Genomic DNA, 20067 nt, shown 5'->3' with positions numbered 1-20067 from the left:
CCGAAGTAACGGCGGTTTTGCTCATAAAACTGGCTTCGGTCTCATTCACCACCAGAAAATCAACCTGGCTCAGCGCCTGCGCAGAGATTTCGCGTGCTGGCGCGTTGTTAAGCAAAATCTGGCAATCGTGACGGCGCGCTACGCTGATGGCACGTTCAACCACATGGTCGGGAATCTCCGACTGCAGGATTAAAAGTGGCCGATCGCTGAATAACCCATCGTGAATATCAGATTCGGTTATCAGGTAGTTTGCGCCCTTAATAATGGTGCTGCAGTAATCACCGGATTCCAGAATCTGCACGATGCCAATACCGGAGGTTTTTCCGCGTTGGCTAATGTTATCCACCGATACGCCGTTTTCATTCAGCGATTTTATGAGCTCACTGCCATAAATATCATTGCCCACGCAGCCCACCATATTGACGTTCAAGCCCAGCTTGGCGCACTGAACCGCCTGGTTTGCTCCTTTTCCGCCCGGCATTAGCATTAACTCGTTGCCGGTAAACGTCTCCCCAATCTCCGGCAGGCGATCCTGCTGGACAAGAATGTCGTAGTTAAGACTGCCAATAACAACAATATTATGTTTCATCATTTCGGCCCTTAATTGGCGGTGCGTTTGGACGCAACCGCATTTCTGGTGTTGTGTAAACTGGTCTGACTTTTTTCGCTGGTCTTGCTGGCGATAATGGTAAAAATGGCATCGAGAATATTCAGATGCACAATGCGCGTGGTGGCGTTTTCTCCGGTAATCGGATTGTTTTTCACTGAGGAGATAATCGAGTGCCTGGCAATTAAACTCAGTGGGCTGTTGGGATAATTGGTCAGGCAGATGGTTTCTGCGCCGTTCTCATTCGCCGCTTTTACCATCTGGATAATGTCTGTGGTTTGGCCGGAGTGGGAAATCGCCAGCAAGATATCGCCGGGTTGCATCAATGAGGCAGTCATCAATTGCTTGTGGCTGTCACTGAAAACCGACGAGAAGATGCCTATTTTCAGCAGCTTATGATTGAAGTCATCACAGATTGAGCCTGAGCCACCGCATCCAGCAATAAAAATGCGCGCGCTTTCTGGCTTATTAATAAACAGATACGCCACCGCTTTGATCACGGCACTGTTAATCACGCTCAGGGAATCCTGTAGCGCCAGCACTGAATTTAAAAAGGTGCTTTCAATCACCTGCTCAACGTATTTCTCTGAATCCGGGATCACCGGAATATCGATAATCTCTTCCTGCGTGCTGACTTGTCGGGCGATATTGATTTTCAGATCGTGAAAACCGGTAAAGCCGAGTTTCTTCGAGACTTTAGTAATGCTCGATACGCTGACATTCAGATAATTCGCAATATCAGTGATGCACATTTTAGATAATGACTGCGGATTGTCGTCAATAAAACGCGCAATAGAACGTTCCTTTTTTCCCAGTTCAGGTGCAAGGGTGCGAGCCAGCAGGAATATCTCATTGCCTTTAAGTCGGTTATGCATGTTGAGCGCTCAATAAAAACGTTGTCGCTAAGCTAGCATGGTGATTAGGGGAAAAGTGTTAACTGGATCACATGCTGTAAAGCGTTTTACTGATGCATTTTACTAGCAGTAAAATAAAAGTAGTGTAATTGCCTCTGTTATTTTACTAGCAGGAAAGCGAGCATTTAAATTATTGTATTTTAATGGTTTTACTCGCAGTAAAATTTTCACTATTGTAAATCACTCTTTTATTTTATTAGCGGTAGTATTTATCTATCCGCATTTACCTGATGACTATTCTCATTTATAAGAAAGTGGAAATCCCATTAAAGGTAATTTAAAAATGAAATTCTCATCACGTATAAATTCATTTCGCTCCAGAGCCGATCTGTTTGCGGCGAAGAACAAAATGGATACTTGCGATCTTATTACGCGTATGGGTACCGTTGCGGGCTTGACGCATATTGAGCTGAATTATCCGGAACATTTTATTGGTCAGGATAAAGCGCTTATCAAGCAGACCATCGCCGATAACAATTTGCAGGTCGGTGGCATCGCATTGCGTTATAACAAAGAGTTCATTGACGGTGAATTCACCAATCCGGATGCCGCACTGCGTAAAAAAGCGATTGACATTACCCTTGAAGCCGCAGAGATGTGCAAATACCTTGGCGGCAATACCGTCACGCTGTGGTTTGGCTACGATGGTTACGATTATCCGTTCCAGCAGGATTATTTCCGCGCCTATGAGTGGCTGGTCAGCGCACTACGGACCGTGACGCAGGCCCACGCGGATATGCAATTCAGCTTTGAATACAAGCCGTATGAGCCGCGCACCTTCTCCTTTATTGGCGATGTCTCTTCAACGCTGATGCTGATTGATGACGTGGGCTCCGATAATCTTGGTATTACCCTCGATTTCTGCCACATGATCATGAAGAAAGAGAATCCCGCTTTCTCGCTGTTCCAGTCGGCACGCAAAAATCGTCTGGTGGGTTTCCACTTGAATGATGGTTATGGCCACTTTGATGATGGGTTGATGCTGGGTTCCGTGCATTTGATGCAGACGCTGGAATACATCTATTACGCAAAACGCGTTAACTTCAGCGGCCTGATCTATTTCGATACCTTCCCAAGCCGTGAAGATCCGGTTGCCGAATGCGCGCAAAATATTCGCATGTATAAAGCGCTCTCCAGCTTTATCGACCGCCTGAGCATTGATGAGATCGATCAGCTGATTAAAAGCCAGGATGCGCTGAAAGTGCAGGGCATGCTGATGAAAATCATCGCTGAATAAAAACAAAATCAAAACTTACCTCTATTCACTACGACCAGTCAGTGTCTGACACTGGGGGAAACTATGTTCGATAAAATAGGTTTGCCTAAAAACTTGCTTTGGGGCTATATCGGCCTCGCGATATTTATGATCGGCGATGGTGTAGAACAAGCGTGGATTGCCATCTGGCTGGTGGATAAAGGGCTGTCTGTCGCGCAGGCCTCTTATCTGATCACCGCATACGGTGTCACGGTGACGCTGGCGGCCTGGGTTACCGGCGTGCTGGTGCAAACCCTCGGCCCGCGCAAAGTGATGGTGTATGGGCTGATCACCTTCGTCATCGGTAGCATCGGGTTTATCGGCATTGGCCTCAAGACCATGCACATGGCCTGGATGCTGCCGTTTTATGCCATTCGCGGCATCGGTTATCCGCTGTTTGCCTACTCGTTTCTCATCTGGATTAACTACAGCACGCCGGTGGAGCGCCGTTCTACCGCAGTGGGTTGGTTCTGGTTTACCTTCTCGCTGGGTTTAAGCGTCATCGGTCCGTTCTTCTCCTCGCTGGCATTGCCGGTGATGGGCGAAATTCATGTGCTGTGGATCGGCATGGTGTTTGTGGTGGTGGGCTCAGTGTTAGGCATTTGGGTGAACCGTGACGTGGTGCCGGCATCTGAAATTCATCCCTTCAGTGCGGCGGAGTTAATTAAAGGCATCACCATTTTGCAGCGCCCGGTTATTGCCATGGGATTGGTGGTGAAATCGGTCAACGGTATCGCGCAATATGGTTTAGCCACCTTCCTGCCGCTGTATCTGATCAGTTTCGGTTACAGCAAAACTGAATGGCTGCATATGTGGTCGGCGGTGTTCCTGGTGGCGATTTTCGCCAACCTGTTCTTTGGCTTCTTCGGCGATAAGTTTGGCTGGCGTACCACCATTATGTGGGTCGGCGGCTTTGGCTATGCCGCGGTGCTGATTCTGGTTTGGGCGGTGCCGCAGGTGCTGGGCCATAACTTCTATGTGATGGCGTTCGTGCTGTGCCTGTGCGGCATTACCATGGCGGGCTATGTGCCGCTATCAGCGCTGTTCCCGTTACTGGCCCCGGACAGCAAGGGCGCGGCGATGTCGGTGCTGAATCTGGGCGCAGGTCTGGGCGCATTTATCGCACCTGCCATCACTGCGCTGTTCTATTCATCGCTGGGTGCGGGCGGGGTGCTGGGGATTTATGCCGGGCTTTATGTGCTGAGCGGCGTACTGACGCCATTCCTCAAAACGCCTGAAGAACTGGATGCGCGGGTAGCGATGACGGATAAAGCCGCCTGACAGACGTGAGATTTTGGTTATAAAAAAAGCCCAGTTAATAAACTGGGCTTTTTATTGGGATCAACAGTTTAGACGTTGAACAGGAAGTTCATCACGTCGCCATCTTTCACGATGTACTCTTTACCTTCTGAGCGCATCTTGCCGGCTTCTTTCGCGCCTTGTTCACCTTTGAACGCAACGAAATCTTCAAACGCGATGGTCTGAGCGCGGATAAAGCCTTTCTCGAAGTCGGTGTGGATTTTACCGGCCGCTTGTGGCGCAGTGGCACCAACAGGAATGGTCCATGCACGCACTTCTTTCACGCCAGCGGTGAAGTAGGTTTGCAGGTTCAGCAGCGCATAACCGGCGCGGATCACGCGGTTCAGGCCCGGCTCTTCCAGACCCAGTTCAGCCATGAACTCATCGCGCTCATCATCTTCCAGCTCAGCGATATCAGATTCAACCGCAGCACACACTGGCACCACTACTGAACCTTCAGCTTCGGCAATTGCACGCACCTGATCGAGGTACGGATTGTTTTCGAAACCGTCTTCATTGACGTTAGCGATGTACATGGTTGGCTTCAGCGTCAGGAAGCTGAGGTAGCGGATTGCCGCTTTCTCATCAGCATCCAGCTTCAGTGCGCGCAGCATGCCCGCTTCTGACAGGTGCGGCAGGCACTTCTCCAGCGCAGCCAGTTCGGCTTTAGCATCTTTGTCGCCGCCTTTGGCTTTCTTCTGGCAACGCTGAATCGCGCGTTCGCAGGTGTCGAGATCCGACAGCGCCAGCTCGGTGTTGATCACGTCAATATCTTCCGCTGGGTTAACTTTACCCGCTACGTGGATGATGTTGTCGTTTTCGAAGCAGCGCACTACGTGGCCGATGGCTTCGGTTTCACGGATGTTGGTCAGGAACTGGTTGCCGAGGCCTTCACCTTTGGACGCGCCTTTCACCAGACCGGCGATATCGACGAACTCCATGGTGGTTGGCACGACGCGCTGTGGCTTAACAATCTCGCTCAGCTGATCGAGGCGCAGATCGGGCATTGGCACCACACCGGTGTTTGGCTCGATGGTGCAGAACGGAAAGTTGGCTGCTTCGATACCCGCTTTGGTCAGCGCGTTGAACAGGGTGGATTTACCGACGTTCGGCAGGCCCACAATACCGCATTTAAATCCCATGGTATGATTACCTTTCTCACTGAGTGTGCGGCGCCGTTAAACAGCGCCGACAGATTCAAAAAATTTCGCGCATTATACACAGAATTGCCTTCTGCGGCGCGGGAATTGGCCTTAGCCCGCCTTGAACGCGTGCAGGCGGTTCATCGCCTTGATCTTGTCTTCTTTCAGCCACAGCTCGGTGCAGCGCACCGCTTCGTCTACGGCATCGTCAATCAGCTTTTGTTCGCTGGCTGGCGGCTTGCCCAGCACGAAACCGGTGACTTTATTGCGGTCGCCAGGATGGCCAATTCCGACGCGTAAACGGTGAAAATTATTGTTGTTGCCCAGCTTGCTGATGATGTCTTTCAAGCCGTTATGGCCGCCGTGGCCGCCACCTTGTTTAAATTTTGCTACGCCTGGCGGTAAATCCAGCTCATCGTGCGCCACCAAAATCTCTTCTGGCGCAATGCGATAGAAAGTCGCCATCGCCGCCACCGCTTTGCCGCTGAGGTTCATAAACGTGGTGGGCACCAGCAGGCGCACATCTTCTCCCGCCAGCGACAGGCGCGCGGTAAAGCCATAGAATTTTGGCTCGTCTTTTAACGACTGATTGTTGCGGCTCGCCAGTAAATCGACATACCATGCACCCGCGTTATGGCGCGTTGCGGCGTATTCAGCGCCGGGATTGGCCAGCCCCACAATCAGTTTAATGCTGCTCACGATGTTTATCCTGTCTTGCTGCGGAAAGGGCGATAGTTTACTGCCTGGCGGCACGGATGACAAAGGCCGCAAGCAGCAGATAATGTCTCTGCGTGACTAATCATTTTCTATCGAAATCAAGGCTCTGGCGGTAAAGATTTGTCAAAGGTTGTGAAGGATATGTGATCCTGTACGCAACTTAAGCGGCAACTATTGCCTAAGCTTATGGCTAGTTAACCATACGTGCTGTTTTGCTTTTATAAGGATGGAGGTGGATCATGAAACGTCAAAATTGCCGCTTTGTAGGTAACGGTTTGATGTGTTTGGGTTTACTGACGATGGTTCTAGGCGTTGGCTATTCCATTATCAATCAGCTTCCTTCGCTCAACCTGCCACAATTTCTCGCGCACGGTGCCATGTTCAGCATCTTCGTTGGCGCTTTGCTGTGGCTGGTCGGTGCGCGCGTCAGCGGACGTGAGCGCGTAGAAGATCGCTATTACTGGTTGCGTCATTACGGCGATAAGCGCTGCCGTCGCAATCACTCATCGCATTAAGTGAGTATGGTTTGCTGCAGCGGCTGTAACTGCGCGAGATAACATTCGATGCGGTTACGGCCGCTGGCTTTTGCGCGATACAAAGCTTCATCGGCCAGCGCCAGCAACGGCGGGAAAGGTTCGCCAGGCTGCAGCGCGGTGGCAAAGCCGATACTGACGGTATAGCGTACGTCGTTGGGTTGCGACAGCTGTGTCGCTAAACGGATACGTTCACACACGCGCTGTGCCTGCTCGGCATCGCCGGGAATAATCGCCGCAAACTCTTCGCCGCCCAGGCGGGCAAAATGTCCACTCTCCGGTAACAACGCCTGCACCACCTGACAAAAATCGATTAATACCTGATCGCCTTGCTGATGGCCAAAACGGTCATTGATGCTTTTGAAATGGTCCAGATCGAACAGCACCGCGCTGTAAACAAATTGCTGTGATTGTCGCGCGCTGCGCATCACTATTTTATCTGCTTGTTCGAACAGCGCACGACGATTCCACACGCTGGTAAGCGGATCGAGCATTGATGCCAGTTTGTGGGCGATTTGCGTGCGCTCATTCACCATCGCCAGAATGGTAAAGCTCAGGCCAATGACAAACAGAATCGATTCGAGAATCACATAAACCGAGAAGCTGGAGCCGCCAATTGCACCGCGCACCGGCGTTGCCACCGCATCATCAAGAAAGATGCGCGCCACGTGAAACAGCAGATGGATCCACAGCAGGATTTGGGCCGGCCAGAAGGTGACGGTTAACGAAGCGCGCACGCGCCACAGCAAGCGGATCAGCGCGCCGGTATAGATGATGCACAGCAGGCAAACCACCAGCACGCGCTTCGGCTGGCTGTGATAAAACTCGGGGAAAAGACAAAGAATAGCCCACAATAAACCGCCGCCTAACCAGCTGAGCCCAATGGTTTTACCGCAGAAGATGCGGAAGGCATTAAGCAGATTGCCATAAGCCAGCAGCAGCATGATGTTGCCGACCGCCACCGGTAAAAACTGGAACCCCGCGCTGCGTAAGCTGCTAAGGAATACCGCGGCCAACGTTAAAACCAGCGCCAGCGTGGTGCAACCCAATACGCGATCGTACTGCGCGCCAATCCAGGCAAAAACCAAAATGATACTTAAAAACCCCAGCACATAGAGCTCGCAAACAAACAGTGTGTAGATGTCGAGAGTCATAGTGGTCGGAGCTCTTGGCAAAAGTGGGGGAGAAAATACCATTAATTATTGGATCGCTAAAGGGCGGCAATGCGAGTTGCGGGAAAAGAGTGGATGGCAGCGAGAATAGCGGGATTTAACGAAATTTATCGCGCAAATATCAGCGGCGAAAGTGGCTTAATCGGTGAGTCAGGTTTAGGGCAGCGAACAAAGAAAAACCGGGCACAGGGCCCGGTTTCACGCGATGAATTAATGTTCAAACATCGCGGAGATTGATTCTTCGTTGCTGATACGACGAATCGCTTCGGCCAACATGCCAGACAGCGTCAAAGTACGCACGTTTGGCAGAGATTTCATCTCTTCAGACAGCGGAATGGTATCGCAGACAATCACCTGGTCAATCACCGACTTACGCAGATTTTCCACCGCGTTGCCAGAGAAGATTGGGTGAGTGGCGTAAGCGAAGACACGTTTCGCGCCGCGCTCTTTCAACGCTTCTGCCGCTTTGCACAGCGTACCGCCGGTGTCGATCATATCGTCGACCAGTACACAGTCACGACCCGCAACGTCACCAATAATGTGCATCACCTGAGAAACGTTCGCGCGCGGGCGGCGTTTGTCGATGATAGCCATATCGGTATCGTTGAGCAGTTTGGCGATGGCGCGGGCACGCACCACGCCACCGATGTCTGGGGACACCACAATGGGATTTTCCAGGCCAATTTGCAGCATATCTTCCAGCAGGATTGGGCTGCCGAAGACGTTATCCACCGGGACATCAAAGAAGCCCTGAATCTGTTCAGCATGCAGGTCAACGGTGAGAACACGGTCAACGCCCACGCTGGAAAGGAAATCGGCAACGACTTTGGCGGTGATCGGTACACGAGCAGAACGCACACGGCGATCCTGACGCGCATAGCCAAAGTAAGGAATAACAGCAGTAATACGACCAGCAGAAGCCCGACGCAAGGCGTCGACCATCACAACCAGCTCCATCAGATTATCGTTGGTGGGGGCACAGGTGGACTGGATGATGAAAATATCACCACCGCGTACATTTTCGTTGATCTGTACACTTACTTCACCATCACTGAAACGGCCAACAGCGGCGTCTCCGAGGCTAGTGTAAAGGCGGTTGGCAATACGTTGTGCTAGTTCCGGGGTGGCGTTACCAGCAAAAAGCTTCATATCAGGCACGAGAAGAACCTCAGGCTTGGCGTCCAGAGAATGAACGGCTCTAGAGTAACCGGCGAATACCAAAGAGCATGTTCATACGGGTGTGTTAATGCGCAACATGCAGTGTCTGGAACGGGTGACACTGTCAGGTAGACGCTTTTAGCCCAGAAAGTGTGCGCTGCAACGGCGAGAGGTTAAGCCCGCGCGCCACAAATCCGCAAATCCATTTCGGGGCAAGCTCCAGCACCTGACGTGCGTCGGATTCGGTGTCAAATTCAGCAAACACACAAGCTCCGGTCCCAGTCAGGCGCGACGGCGCGTATTCTAGCAGCCAGGAAAGCAGCTCATCAACCTTACGAAAACGTTTTCTTGCTACAGCCTCACAATCATTGTGAAAAGGACGCTGTAACAGTTCATCTAATGTGCGGATTGGTGAATCGCGCGTCAGATCGGGATCGCGGAACAGATCCGGCGTTGCGATACTCACGCCCGGATGCGCCACCAGATACCATTTTTCTACCGGTTCAGCCGGCTGCAACAGTTCGCCCACGCCTTCAGCAAAGGCCGCGTGGCCACCAATAAACACCGGCACGTCCGCGCCCAGCTTGATGCCAATCGCTGCCAGTTCAGCAACGCTTAAGCCGGTTTGCCACAGATGATTCAGCGCCACCAACACCGTTGCTGCATCCGAAGAACCGCCGCCGAGACCGCCGCCCATCGGCAAAACCTTCTCCAGCGCGATGGTCGCACCGGCTTGCGTGGGCAAGGTGCCTCGCGCGGCGGCGAAGGTTTTTAACGCCTGCGCGGCACGCACAATCAGATTCTCGTCATCCGGCACGCCATCCAACGGCGTCAGCAAGGTAATCTTGCCGCTGCTGTCTGGCATGATTTCCAGCGTGTCACCGTAATCGAGAAATTGAAACAGCGTTTGCAGGTTGTGGTAGCCGTCAGGACGACGGCCAGTGATATACAAAAACAGATTCAGTTTTGCTGGCGCGGGCCACGTGGTGATCATTGGGTGGTCCAGCTATCCATGCGTAATTTGATGCGCTGGCCGCCTTCAGACAGCTCCAGATTCGCCGGCAGCGGTGGATTCACTTTGCTGTCGTAATCAGAAATGTTCACTTTCCACTGCTGACCGTTGCGGCTGTAGTTCAGGCTTTGCAGCTGGTAATTGTTATTCAGCTGATAATCGCTGGCATCGCCTGGCAAGCCCATCATCCACTGACGCAGATTAGCGAGTGGGATATCCATGCCGGTAAGCTGTGAAATCATCTTCTCTGCATCGTTGCTGACGTAACGCTTGCCTTTGTTATCAACGATCTGCACCACGGAACCTTGCGCATCCAGCTGCAATTCGGTGCTGCCGAGCGGATTGGTTAACAGCAGACGATAGCGATCGGCAGCGGTTTGCTGCCAGTTAAAGCGTGCATAGACTTTTTGCTTATCCGACAGGTACGCGAACGCGCCGCGCGTCTGATACTGGCTGATTTTCGCCACGGCTTGTTGATGCTGCTGCCATTGCGGTGACGTGGTGCTTGGGCCCGGACCTTGTGGTTTGTTAATGGTACATGCAGCCAGTAACACGCTGGCAAGGGGTAAAAGGCGCAGTAACTTGCGCGGGGGCAAATGCATCACGTGGTCATCTCCTCAGACACGTTTTTACTTCGTAACCGGTAACGCTAACCATCCGCATGTAAGCCGTCAATGCTGTTATGGCAATAATTGCGCACGATCAGTTTAATCTTATTACAGTCATAGGCTTTGTATGGCTTTTCTTGACCTGTGGCATCTTGTAGAATGCGCTGCACAAAACCCTGACAACTATTGGGATATCCCAACCCGAATCACATGACGCTGCTTGCACTCGGAATCAACCACAAAACTGCACCTGTTGCGCTACGCGAACGCGTGGCGTTTACACCAGACACGCTGGAACTGGCGCTGAATAGCCTGCTGTCCCAGCCGATGGTGCAGAGCGGCGTGGTCCTCTCGACCTGCAACCGTACGGAACTCTACCTCAGTGTAGAGCAGCAAGCCGACCTGCAGGAGAAGCTGGTGCGTTGGCTGTGTGACTATCACGATCTGCGGGAAGAGGATGTGCGCAACAGCCTCTACTGGCATCAGGATAACGCGGCGGTCAGCCATCTGATGCGTGTAGCCAGCGGGTTGGATTCATTGGTATTGGGTGAACCACAGATTTTAGGTCAGGTTAAAAAAGCCTTTGTTGATTCGTCACGCGATCATGCGCTGAGCAGTGAACTGGAGCGCATGTTCCAGAAAACCTTCTCGGTGGCCAAGCGTGTACGCACTGAAACCGAGATTGGCGCAAGCGCCGTTTCGGTCGCCTTCGCCGCCTGTTCCCTGGCGCGTCAAATCTTTGAATCGCTCAGCACCGTTAACGTGCTGCTGGTCGGTGCCGGTGAAACCATCGAGTTAGTGGCGCGTCATCTGCGCGAACACTCCGTCAAGAAGCTGATGATTGCCAACCGCACCCGCGAGCGCGCACAGCTGCTGGCCGATGAAGTCGGGGCAGAAGTGATTGGTCTCGGCGATATCGAAACGCGTCTGGCTGATGCCGACATCATTATCTCGTCCACCGCCAGCCCGCTGCCGATTATCGGTAAAGGGATGGTGGAGCGCGCGCTGAAAGCGCGTCGCAATCAGCCGATGCTGCTGGTGGATATCGCCGTACCGCGCGATGTCGAGCCGGAAGTGGGCAAGCTGGCGAACGCCTATCTTTACAGCGTTGATGATCTGCAAGCGATCATCGAGCAGAACATGGCGCAGCGTAAAGCCGCCGCTGTGCAGGCCGAAAGCATTGTGGTGCAGGAGAGCGGCGAATTTATGGCCTGGCTGCGCGCGCAAAGCGCGGTTGAGACCATCCGTGAATACCGCTCGCAGGCCGATCAGGTGCGCGCCGAGTTACAGGAACGCGCGCTGGCCGCGCTGCAGCAGGGTGCTGACGCCGAGAAAGTATTGCAAGAGTTGGCGCACAAGCTGACCAACCGTTTAATTCATGCACCAACCAAATCACTGCAGCAGGCCGCGCGCGACGGCGACAGCGAACGCCTGCAGATCTTACGTGACAGCCTCGGTTTAGAGTAATCTGGTCAGTCACGACCTATCACTGGGATACCCGCTATTACATGAAGAGCTCTATTGTTGCCAAGCTGGAAGCGCTCCAGGAACGCCACGAGGAAGTGGAAGCGTTGCTGGGCGATGCCGGCGTGATTGCCGATCAGGATCGTTTCCGTGCGTTATCACGCGAATATGCCCAGCTTAGCGACGTCACCCGTTGTTTCCGCGAATGGCAGCAGGTGCAGGAAGATGTTGAAACTGCCGAAATGCTGCTGGAAGACCCGGAAATGCGCGAGATGGCGCAGGAAGAATTGAAGCTGTCACGCGAGAAGCGTGAAGAGCTGGAACAACAGCTGCAAGTGCTGCTGCTGCCGAAAGATCCCGACGATGAACGTCCGTGCTTTGTCGAAGTGCGCGCCGGTACCGGCGGTGATGAAGCGGCGATCTTTGCCGGCGATCTGTTCCGTATGTACAGCCGTTATGCTGAAGCACGTCGCTGGCAGGTGGAAATCATCAGCGCCAATGAAGGTGAGCACGGCGGCTATAAAGAAGTGATCGCGCGCATCATCGGCGATGGCGCGTATGGCCGTTTTAAGTTTGAATCGGGCGGTCACCGCGTCCAGCGCGTGCCAGAAACCGAATCGCAGGGCCGTATTCACACTTCAGCTTGTACCGTTGCGGTGATGCCGGAGCTGCCAGAAGCGGAAATGCCGGAAATCAACGCCGGCGATTTGAAAATCGACACCTTCCGTTCTTCCGGTGCCGGTGGTCAGCACGTTAACACTACCGATTCCGCGATTCGTATCACCCACTTGCCTACTGGAATTGTGGTGGAGTGTCAGGACGAACGTTCTCAGCACAAAAACAAAGCCAAAGCGTTGGCGGTGTTGGGCGCGCGTATTCACGCAGCGGAAACGGCGAAGCGTAATGCCGCAGAAGCCTCAACGCGTCGTAACCTGCTCGGCAGCGGCGACCGTTCGGATCGTAACCGCACCTACAACTTCCCGCAGGGCCGCGTGACCGATCACCGCATCAACCTGACGGTTTATCGTCTCGACGAGGTGATGGAAGGCAAGCTGGATGCACTGATTGAGCCGATTGTGCAGGAGTATCAAGCCGATCAGCTGGCCGCGCTGGCTGGACAGGACTAATGAACATCCGTCGCTGGCTACAGCAGGCTGTAATCGCGCTCTGTGGCGGCGACAGCCCGAAGCGCGATGCGGAAATATTGCTGGGTTTCGTGACGGGCAAACCGCGCAGTTGGCTGATCGCCTTTGACGATGCCGAACTGGACGCACAGCAGCAAGAACAGTTGAACGCGCTGCTGGCGCGCCGCGTCAACGGTGAGCCGATTGCGCATCTGGTTGGCGAGCGTGAATTCTGGTCGCTGCCGTTGCGCGTCAGCGATGCCACGCTGATCCCTCGCCCGGACACCGAAGTGCTGGTGGAACAAGCGCTGGCGCACCTGCCAGCCGCTGCAACTTCACTGCTGGATTTGGGCACCGGCACTGGCGCGATTGCGCTGGCGCTGGCCAGCGAACGGCCAACCTGTCAGGTTCTCGGCTGCGATCGTATTGCCGCAGCAGTGGAACTGGCGCAGGACAACGCGCAACGTCTGCACATCGATAACGCCCGTTTTATCCTCAGTAACTGGTTCAGCGATCTTCCCGCCCAACGTTTTGATCTGATTGTCAGCAATCCGCCCTATATCGATGCCGCCGATGAACATCTGCAGCAGGGCGATGTGCGCTTTGAGCCGCTCAGCGCGCTGGTGGCAGACGATCAGGGTTTGGCTGATTTACGTTTCATCATTCGCACCGCACCGCACTGGCTGCACGCGGGTGGCTGGCTGCTGCTGGAACATGGTTGGCAGCAAGGCGCAGCCGTGCGTGCCATCATGACGCAGCACGGTTATCAGGCGGTGAGCACCGTTGACGATTACGGCGGTCATCCGCGCGTCACACTAGGACAATTTTTTAACAAGGAATAACGATGGCGAGCTGGTATCCCCTCATTAAACATTTTCACTTGCTGACCGTCGCGCTGACGATTTGTCTGTTTTTGCTGCGCTTTTACTGGCAAACCACCGGCTCGGCGATGCTGCAACGCCGCTGGGTGCGCATTGCGCCGCACATCAACGACACCTTTTTGCTGTTAAGCGGTGCGCTGCTGGTGATGATTACGCACTTTTATCCGTTCACCCCGCAAGGAAGCTGGCTGACGGAGAAGCTGTTAGCGGTTATTATCTACATCGCCTTAGGTTCCGTGGCATTGAGCCGTCGCCCACGTAAAATGGGGACACGTTGGATCGCCTTCCTGATTGCAATCGTAGCTTTGCTGTTTGTGATTAAGCTGGCGATGACCAAAATGCCGTTATTGGGGATTGTATGACCTCGCCAGAGCAACTCGATTACAGTGAAACACCGTTGAGTGAAGCGGTGATTGGCGCCACATGCGCCATACGCAATGATTTTTCTGCGCCTTCTGTGCAACAACAGTTGGCGGCAATGGTCGATGAAGCCCGTGAGTTCATCAGCAGCGAGCAGGACGCCGATTTGCAGCTGGGTAAGTTGCTGGAGCTGTTCTATCGTCAGTGGGGATTTGGCGGCGCCAGCGGCGTCTACAATCTCTCTGACGCGCTGTGGATCGACAAAGTATTGAAGAGCCGTCAGGGCACCGCGGTGTCGCTGGGCGTGATTCTGCTGCACATCGCCGATGAGCTGGAATTGCCGCTGATGCCGGTGATTTTCCCGACGCAGCTGATTCTGCGCGCCGACTGGTTAGATGGCGAAATGTGGCTGATCAACCCGTTCAACGGCGAAACGCTGGATACGCACACGTTAGAAGTGTGGCTCAAAGGCAATATCAGCCCAACCGCCAGACTGTATAACGATGATCTCGACGAAGCCAAAACCATCAACGTGATGCGCAAGATGCTCGACACCTTGAAATCCGCGCTGATGGAAGAGAAACAGATGGAGCTGGCGCTGAACGTCAGCAAAGTGCTGCTGCAGATCGATCCTGATGATCCTTACGAGATTCGCGACCGTGGTTTGATTTACGCGCAATTAGAGTGTGAACACATCGCGCTGACTGATTTGACCTATTTCGTTGAACAGTGTCCTGAAGATCCGGTCAGCGAGATGATTAAAGTGCAGATTCACGCAATTGAACAGAAACAGGTCACGCTGCACTAAGCGTTACCCGATAAAAGGAAAGGAAAGGGCATGACACAGAAAGTAGTGAAAATTGGCGATATCAAGGTCGCAAACGATCTGCCATTCGTTCTCTTCGGCGGCATGAACGTGCTGGAATCGCGCGATCTCGCCATGCGCATCTGCGAACACTACGTTAAGGTCACCGATAAACTCGGCATCCCTTACGTATTCAAAGCCTCTTTTGATAAAGCCAACCGCTCTTCAATCAAATCCTATCGTGGTCCAGGCCTGGAAGAGGGCATGAAGATTTTCCAGGAGCTGAAGCAGGCTTTCGGCGTGAAAATCATCACCGACGTGCACGAAGCATCGCAGGCGCAGCCGGTGGCTGACGTGGTTGATGTGATTCAGCTGCCGGCCTTCCTCGCCCGTCAGACCGATCTGGTGGAGGCGATGGCGAAAACCGGCGCGGTCATCAACGTGAAGAAGCCACAGTTTGTGAGCCCAGGTCAGATGGGCAACATCTATGACAAGTTCGTTGAAGGCGGTAACGATCAGGTCATCCTGTGCGATCGTGGCAGCAACTTCGGCTATGACAACCTGGTTGTTGATATGCTTGGCTTCAACGTGATGAAGAACGTTACCCAAAATAGCCCGGTGATCTTCGACGTTACCCACGCATTACAAACGCGCGATCCGTTCGGCGCTGCCTCTGGCGGCCGTCGTGCGCAGGTGGCTGAGCTGGCGCGTGCCGGTATGGCGGTTGGCATTGCTGGCTTGTTCATCGAAGCACATCCAGAGCCAAACAGCGCGAAATGCGATGGTCCATCGGCGCTGCCGCTGGATAAGCTGGAGCCATTCCTGGTGCAGATGAAAGCGATTGACGATCTGGTGAAGAGCTTCCCAGCGCTGGACACCAGCAACTGATTGTTTTCAGATGTGAAAAAGGCGCCGATGGCGCCTTTTTTCTTGTTGATGTACGTAGGCTCGCCATATATGGCGACCTGGCACTCACAGCATAATCGTCAACAAATACCCGGCAAACAGCGCCAGATGCGCGGCTCCGTTCAACACGTTGGTGCGGCCGGTTGAGAACGAAATGTGGCACAGAATCAGCACTGCGCTCATCATCACCATTTGCGGCGGCTCAAGGCCAAACACCAACTGCTGGTCGGTCAGGGTAGCGATAATAGTCACCGCAGGCACGGTCAGTGAAATAGTCGCTAGCACCGAACCGAAGAACAGATTCATTGCGCGCTGCACCTGATTCATCAGCACCGCTCTAATCGCACCCAATCCTTCCGGTGACAGGATCAACAGTGCGACCAGGAAGCCGGTGAACTGCGCTGGGGCGTTCAGCTCCGTCAGCAGGCTCTCCAGCGGATTGGCGTTCATCTTGGTCACGGCGATAACCGCAATCAGATGCACGATCAGCCATACGGTGTGCCACACTGAACTGTGCGCAGAAGGCTTGCCATGATGCGGATCGTCGCCATCATCTTCATGCTCATAAACGAACAGGCTTTGGTGCGTTTTGGTTTGAATCAGCAGGAACACGCCGTACATCGCGGCGGAAATCGCTGCGATAATCAGCGCCTGGGTGGTAGTGAAGTTGCCGCCGGGTAACGCGTTGGGAAACACCAGCACCAGAATCGCCAGCGGGAAAATGGCGATCATATATTGCTTAACGCCCGCCAGATTAACGTACTGCGTGGCAAACTTGCGCCCGCCCAGCAGCAGGGCAAAGCCCACTAAACCGGCGGTCACAATCATGATGATCGAGTAGAGCGTGTCGCGCATCAGCGCGGGCGCGGCGTCGCCGGTGGCCATCAGCGCTGAGATCAGGCTCACTTCGAGAATGACGACGGAAAGACTGAGAATCAGCGAGCCGTAAGGTTCGCCCAAACGGTGTGCCAGAACGTCAGCGTGACGTACCACGCTGAACGCGCTAAACAGAATGGCAACTAATGCCAGCAGATTGATGCCGATAACCGGCAGAAGCGCTGTCTGGTTACCGAAGAAGCTCAGTACCGCCAGCGCAGCAACGGGGAAAATCAGTGAGTACTCGGTATGGCGGGTTTTCTCATGTCCAGGCATTTACCATCCTCTCCGGAAAAAGTACAAAGCAGGCAATCATTGCCTGATAAATATAATGAGTTTTCTGACGCAACGCAGTGTAACTTTTCAACAACTGTGCTGCTGTGACTTTACGCGATTTTACCAAAAGCGATTATTATGTATAACACGGCAAAAGAGCCTGTTATCGCTGGATTAACGCCTGTATTCATTATGTTGCATCAGTCATCCACTAAATTAAAGATGAGATTGGTCTGTTTAATTGACTTGTTTGATATGGCTTATGGGGGTTTAACTCTCTTAAATCCATTCCTCCAGTAAAAGTGGGACTTTATGCGGATTTTTTTGGCCCGTCTCGCACTTTTCCTTCCAGTATTGAAGTTCCTCGCCAGGCAGCCGATGCTCTTTACACAGAATTTCCCTTTTGTGATCGGGGTCAATCTTGAATATTTTGTTAAAAATGAATTAATGTCTTCTCTTAAGACGATGCAATGCGCGTCGCCTGTAGACATCAGTTTTAAGGAACCACACCGGCAAGATGTCAGCGAAGTAGAGGAGACCACAGTGTTAACGCGGGAATTTTTATTAAAAGCAGATTGTAAAACATCGTTTGGCGATATTGATGAAGCGCTGTTCTGGAGCTGTGAAAAGCGTGCGGCATCGCTGTCAGCGACGCTTGCCTGTCGTCCTGACCAAAGCCCGGTGTGGATTTTTGGCTACGGCTCGCTGATGTGGAATCCGATTTTTGAAGCAGCCGAAGTGGCGCCAGGCCGATTAGAGGGCTGGCACCGTGCGTTTTGTCTGCGTCTGATCGCCGGTCGCGGCACCGTCACCGCACCTGGCCGGATGCTGGCGCTGAAAGAGGGTGGTTCCACCAGCGGATTGGCATTCCGCTTGCCGGAATCGCGTCTGCATGATGAGCTGGAGCTGCTGTGGAAGCGTGAAATGATCACCGGCTGCTATCTGCCAACCTGGTGTGAGCTGGAGCTGGAGGATGGACGCAACGTCACCGCGCTGGTGTTCATTATGGATCCGCGTCATCCGCTGTATGAAACCGACTCATGCCGCAGCACCATCGCGCCGCTGATTGCCCAGGCCAGCGGTCCGCTCGGCACCAACGCACAATATCTTTATGCGCTGGAGCAGGAGCTGGGCAAACGTGGGATGCAGGAAGCGGCGTTGACGCGCCTGGCGGCAGAGGTCAGAGCGCTGCAGAGTCATTCAGCAGCGCGCTAATGTGCATTACTGCGCTGGATTAATCAGCCAGGTTCCCGGCTTATCGATGGTCAGCGATTGGGTATGCACCTGGTTGCCATTACGCACTTCAATGCGATAGCTCCCCGCCGCCAGATTCAGTGAAGCAAACCCGCTGCTCGAGGGCTTCACATCCCGGGCTTCGCCATTCAGCATCACATTCTCACCCGCCTGCAAACGCAGATAAACCGTCGCCACCGTCGGTGCGCTGCTCGCCACAGTATTGGCTGGCGCGGCAGGTGCAGTTGGCGTGGTGCTCGCGGCCACCGGCGGTACTTCGCTGTGACGATTCGCTTTCCACACCACCACCACAACCGCCAACACCGCAATCGCGGCGGCCACCACTAAACCTGGCGACAAACGACGCACGTTGCGCGGCGTCAAGGGTTCAACGGCGGCTGCGGCATGATTGACCGCCAACACCTGCGGTTCCGGCGTTGCCACCATCGGCTCCGCCGGTACAACCTGTTCAGCTACGACAGGAATGGTGGTGGAGAGCGCTTCGACATCACTCACCGGCAGATCGATCAAGCTGGCAAAGGCATCAATGCTTTGCGGACGATCTTCCGGCTTCATCGCCAACGCGCAGTCAATGGCGTGCAACAGCGGCAGCGAATAGCCTTCCGGCTTGCGCTCCACCAACGGCTGATAGTTATCCTCAATGCAGCGCACCACGCTCACCGGCGGCGCATGGCCGGTGATCAGGTTGTGCAGCACCGCGCCCAGCGCATAAATATCGGTCCACGGACCTTGCTCTATCTCGCCTTCTTCGCTGTATTGCTCAATCGGCGCAAAGCCGGGCTTCAGCATGATCTCGGTTTCATCGGAGAGGTTGCCGATCTCTTTGCGCGCCGAGCCAAAATCGAGCAGCACCGGCAGCTGATTTTCCTGAATCTGGATGTTATCCAGCGAGATATCGCGATGCAGATAACCGGCGGCGTGAATGGTATCGATGGCACCAAACAGCGGCGGCAGCAGACGACGGATCCAGCCCTCATCAATGCTGTCCGGACTGGTAATCTGCCACTCTTTTAGCGTCATGCCGCTGTAATAGAGCGTGCCCATGTAGGCGGTGCCGTTCTCTTCCCAGAAACGCAAGACGTGCAGCAAACCGGGATGATTAAAGCGTGCCAGCAGGCGCGCCTCCTGAATAAAGCTATTGCGACCGGCGGTAAACAGCTTATGGAAACGCTCTCCGCGCAGTTCCAGCGACATATCCGCCGCACGCACCGCCAGCGAGACGGGCATGTACTCTTTGATGGCGATGGTGCGTTCCAGCTGATGATCCCAGGCACGATAAACAATGCCGAAGCCGCCGCCGCCAATCACTTCCTTGATTTCAAATTCATTAAACCGGTAGCCCGCAGGCAGGGCATTAGGTGTATGGTTTTCGTTTGCCGACATAGTGAACTCTCTGAACACGTCCTGTAGCGCCCCGTCATCACGATGACGGCGGGCAACGACCGCTAATTAATTAATGTTACGCCAGGCACCAATCGCCGGATCGGCGAGATCCGCATGTAGGGTGTCAATCAGTAACACAGTCACTTTTTGCTGTGGCATAAATTGCGGCGACCAAACGCCGCGTAACGTCTCAACCCGCTTCTTCAGCACATCGCTGTCCTGTTCGGCGGTTTTGTCCATCTTCACCAGAAGTGTGCCGCTGAAGCGCCACACATGCTGTTGTGCATCAAATGGCAGCACTAACCAGCTATCATCGGCATC

At 53.7% G+C, this 20067-nt stretch carries 20 protein-coding genes and 1 pseudogene; 10 read left to right on the top strand and 11 right to left on the bottom strand.

All coding sequences use genetic code 11. The features are described from left to right. The coding region (locus RTM06_RS20275; protein ID WP_312184513.1) for a PfkB family carbohydrate kinase at window positions 1-589 on the bottom strand (589 nt) is incomplete at its 3' end. 11 nt (window positions 590-600) lie between these two features. Then, entirely contained in the window at window positions 601-1482 is an 882-nt protein-coding gene (locus RTM06_RS20270) for an SIS domain-containing protein (protein WP_256696689.1), read from the bottom strand. 322 nt (window positions 1483-1804) lie between these two features. On the opposite strand from RTM06_RS20270, the gene RTM06_RS20265 reads away from it, so the two are divergent. Further along, window positions 1805-2758: a sugar phosphate isomerase/epimerase family protein gene (locus RTM06_RS20265; RefSeq protein ID WP_312184512.1), complete on the top strand. Its 954-nt coding sequence runs from the start codon at window positions 1805-1807 to the stop codon at window positions 2756-2758. 63 nt (window positions 2759-2821) lie between these two features. Next, window positions 2822-4057: an MFS transporter gene (locus RTM06_RS20260; protein ID WP_179450519.1), complete on the top strand. Its 1236-nt coding sequence runs from the start codon at window positions 2822-2824 to the stop codon at window positions 4055-4057. A gap of 68 nt (window positions 4058-4125) precedes the next feature. Here RTM06_RS20260 and ychF read toward each other — a convergent pair whose 3' ends face one another. Further along, on the bottom strand, window positions 4126-5217 hold the full coding sequence (gene ychF / locus RTM06_RS20255; protein WP_179450525.1) for a redox-regulated ATPase YchF: 1092 nt from the start codon (window positions 5215-5217) through the stop codon (window positions 4126-4128). A 111-nt stretch (window positions 5218-5328) separates the two neighbouring features. Then, entirely contained in the window at window positions 5329-5916 is a 588-nt protein-coding gene (gene pth / locus RTM06_RS20250; RefSeq protein ID WP_293793381.1) for an aminoacyl-tRNA hydrolase, read from the bottom strand. A gap of 257 nt (window positions 5917-6173) precedes the next feature. On the opposite strand from pth, the gene ychH reads away from it, so the two are divergent. Beyond that, complete coding sequence (gene ychH / locus RTM06_RS20245) at window positions 6174-6449, top strand: stress-induced protein YchH (RefSeq protein ID WP_061723496.1); 276 nt, start codon at window positions 6174-6176, stop codon at window positions 6447-6449. On the opposite strand, the gene RTM06_RS20240 is transcribed toward ychH, so the two are convergent. From RTM06_RS20240 to lolB, 4 genes are all read right to left on the bottom strand, one after another. Then, complete coding sequence (locus RTM06_RS20240; protein ID WP_312184511.1) at window positions 6446-7621, bottom strand: GGDEF domain-containing protein; 1176 nt, start codon at window positions 7619-7621, stop codon at window positions 6446-6448. The two genes, ychH and RTM06_RS20240, sit on opposite strands and share 4 nt — an antisense overlap. Window positions 7622-7849: 228 nt before the next feature. Continuing rightward, entirely contained in the window at window positions 7850-8797 is a 948-nt protein-coding gene (prs, locus tag RTM06_RS20235) for a ribose-phosphate diphosphokinase (RefSeq protein ID WP_006118899.1), read from the bottom strand. Window positions 8798-8921: 124 nt separating this feature from the next. Then, the gene (ispE, locus tag RTM06_RS20230; RefSeq protein WP_312184510.1) at window positions 8922-9791 is read right to left on the bottom strand and encodes a 4-(cytidine 5'-diphospho)-2-C-methyl-D-erythritol kinase; all 870 of its coding nucleotides are present in this window, start codon (window positions 9789-9791) and stop codon (window positions 8922-8924) included. Continuing rightward, window positions 9788-10411: a lipoprotein insertase outer membrane protein LolB gene (lolB, locus tag RTM06_RS20225; RefSeq protein WP_101764109.1), complete on the bottom strand. Its 624-nt coding sequence runs from the start codon at window positions 10409-10411 to the stop codon at window positions 9788-9790. Before lolB ends, ispE begins: the two co-directional genes overlap by 4 nt. 216 nt (window positions 10412-10627) lie before the next feature. On the opposite strand from lolB, the gene hemA reads away from it, so the two are divergent. The 6 genes from hemA to kdsA are packed head-to-tail and all read left to right on the top strand — an operon-like array spanning window position 10628 to window position 15939. Then, window positions 10628-11884 (top strand): glutamyl-tRNA reductase, encoded by a 1257-nt coding sequence (hemA, locus tag RTM06_RS20220; protein ID WP_061718543.1) that lies wholly within the window; start codon window positions 10628-10630, stop codon window positions 11882-11884. A 41-nt stretch (window positions 11885-11925) separates the two neighbouring features. Further along, the gene (gene prfA, locus RTM06_RS20215; RefSeq protein WP_265297748.1) at window positions 11926-13008 is read left to right on the top strand and encodes a peptide chain release factor 1; all 1083 of its coding nucleotides are present in this window, start codon (window positions 11926-11928) and stop codon (window positions 13006-13008) included. After that, the gene (prmC, locus tag RTM06_RS20210; RefSeq protein ID WP_312184509.1) at window positions 13008-13847 is read left to right on the top strand and encodes a peptide chain release factor N(5)-glutamine methyltransferase; all 840 of its coding nucleotides are present in this window, start codon (window positions 13008-13010) and stop codon (window positions 13845-13847) included. Before prfA ends, prmC begins: the two co-directional genes overlap by 1 nt. Before the next feature lie 2 nt (window positions 13848-13849). After that, window positions 13850-14248, top strand: coding sequence for a SirB2 family protein (locus tag RTM06_RS20205; RefSeq protein ID WP_008107663.1), 399 nt, complete (start codon window positions 13850-13852; stop codon window positions 14246-14248). Next, window positions 14245-15054: an invasion regulator SirB1 gene (gene sirB1 / locus RTM06_RS20200; RefSeq protein WP_256696657.1), complete on the top strand. Its 810-nt coding sequence runs from the start codon at window positions 14245-14247 to the stop codon at window positions 15052-15054. The genes RTM06_RS20205 and sirB1 overlap by 4 nt, the downstream gene beginning before the upstream one ends. A 30-nt stretch (window positions 15055-15084) precedes the next feature. After that, window positions 15085-15939: a 3-deoxy-8-phosphooctulonate synthase gene (gene kdsA, locus RTM06_RS20195; RefSeq protein WP_256696656.1), complete on the top strand. Its 855-nt coding sequence runs from the start codon at window positions 15085-15087 to the stop codon at window positions 15937-15939. 84 nt (window positions 15940-16023) lie between these two features. Here kdsA and chaA read toward each other — a convergent pair whose 3' ends face one another. After that, the gene (chaA, locus tag RTM06_RS20190; protein WP_256696655.1) at window positions 16024-17109 is read right to left on the bottom strand and encodes a sodium-potassium/proton antiporter ChaA; all 1086 of its coding nucleotides are present in this window, start codon (window positions 17107-17109) and stop codon (window positions 16024-16026) included. A gap of 543 nt (window positions 17110-17652) precedes the next feature. On the opposite strand from chaA, the gene RTM06_RS20185 reads away from it, so the two are divergent. After that, window positions 17653-18324 carry a gamma-glutamylcyclotransferase gene (locus RTM06_RS20185; protein ID WP_176971707.1) on the top strand — a complete coding sequence of 224 codons (672 nt, stop codon included), beginning with the start codon at window positions 17653-17655 and terminating at the stop codon, window positions 18322-18324. A 6-nt stretch (window positions 18325-18330) separates the two neighbouring features. Here the strand turns inward: RTM06_RS20185 and RTM06_RS20180 are convergent, their stop codons facing one another. Further along, window positions 18331-19746: a serine/threonine-protein kinase gene (locus tag RTM06_RS20180; RefSeq protein ID WP_293793388.1), complete on the bottom strand. Its 1416-nt coding sequence runs from the start codon at window positions 19744-19746 to the stop codon at window positions 18331-18333. A 66-nt stretch (window positions 19747-19812) separates the two neighbouring features. Beyond that, a pseudogene (locus tag RTM06_RS20175) lies at window positions 19813-20067 on the bottom strand (hypothetical protein); the annotation flags it as partial.

Source organism: Pantoea sp. CTOTU46764 (assembly GCF_031974595.1).
Taxonomy (GTDB): domain Bacteria; phylum Pseudomonadota; class Gammaproteobacteria; order Enterobacterales; family Enterobacteriaceae; genus Pantoea; species Pantoea trifolii.
Note: the sequence above shows the minus strand (reverse complement) of the source record. Positions and strands in the feature narration are given on the sequence as shown.

Excerpts from the sequence above, each read along its gene's own strand:
- RTM06_RS20270 (WP_256696689.1), bottom strand. The coding sequence starts at position 1,482 with ATGCATAACCGACTTAAAGGCAATGAGATATTCCTGCTGGCTCGCACC.
- RTM06_RS20265 (WP_312184512.1), top strand. The coding sequence starts at position 1,805 with ATGAAATTCTCATCACGTATAAATTCATTTCGCTCCAGAGCCGATCTG.
- RTM06_RS20260 (WP_179450519.1), top strand. The coding sequence starts at position 2,822 with ATGTTCGATAAAATAGGTTTGCCTAAAAACTTGCTTTGGGGCTATATC.
- ychF (WP_179450525.1), bottom strand. The coding sequence starts at position 5,217 with ATGGGATTTAAATGCGGTATTGTGGGCCTGCCGAACGTCGGTAAATCC.
- ychH (WP_061723496.1), top strand. The coding sequence starts at position 6,174 with ATGAAACGTCAAAATTGCCGCTTTGTAGGTAACGGTTTGATGTGTTTG.
- RTM06_RS20240 (WP_312184511.1), bottom strand. The coding sequence starts at position 7,621 with ATGACTCTCGACATCTACACACTGTTTGTTTGCGAGCTCTATGTGCTG.
- ispE (WP_312184510.1), bottom strand. The coding sequence starts at position 9,791 with ATGATCACCACGTGGCCCGCGCCAGCAAAACTGAATCTGTTTTTGTAT.
- lolB (WP_101764109.1), bottom strand. The coding sequence starts at position 10,411 with ATGCATTTGCCCCCGCGCAAGTTACTGCGCCTTTTACCCCTTGCCAGC.
- hemA (WP_061718543.1), top strand. The coding sequence starts at position 10,628 with ATGACGCTGCTTGCACTCGGAATCAACCACAAAACTGCACCTGTTGCG.
- prfA (WP_265297748.1), top strand. The coding sequence starts at position 11,926 with ATGAAGAGCTCTATTGTTGCCAAGCTGGAAGCGCTCCAGGAACGCCAC.
- prmC (WP_312184509.1), top strand. The coding sequence starts at position 13,008 with ATGAACATCCGTCGCTGGCTACAGCAGGCTGTAATCGCGCTCTGTGGC.
- RTM06_RS20205 (WP_008107663.1), top strand. The coding sequence starts at position 13,850 with ATGGCGAGCTGGTATCCCCTCATTAAACATTTTCACTTGCTGACCGTC.
- sirB1 (WP_256696657.1), top strand. The coding sequence starts at position 14,245 with ATGACCTCGCCAGAGCAACTCGATTACAGTGAAACACCGTTGAGTGAA.
- kdsA (WP_256696656.1), top strand. The coding sequence starts at position 15,085 with ATGACACAGAAAGTAGTGAAAATTGGCGATATCAAGGTCGCAAACGAT.
- chaA (WP_256696655.1), bottom strand. The coding sequence starts at position 17,109 with ATGCCTGGACATGAGAAAACCCGCCATACCGAGTACTCACTGATTTTC.
- RTM06_RS20180 (WP_293793388.1), bottom strand. The coding sequence starts at position 19,746 with ATGTCGGCAAACGAAAACCATACACCTAATGCCCTGCCTGCGGGCTAC.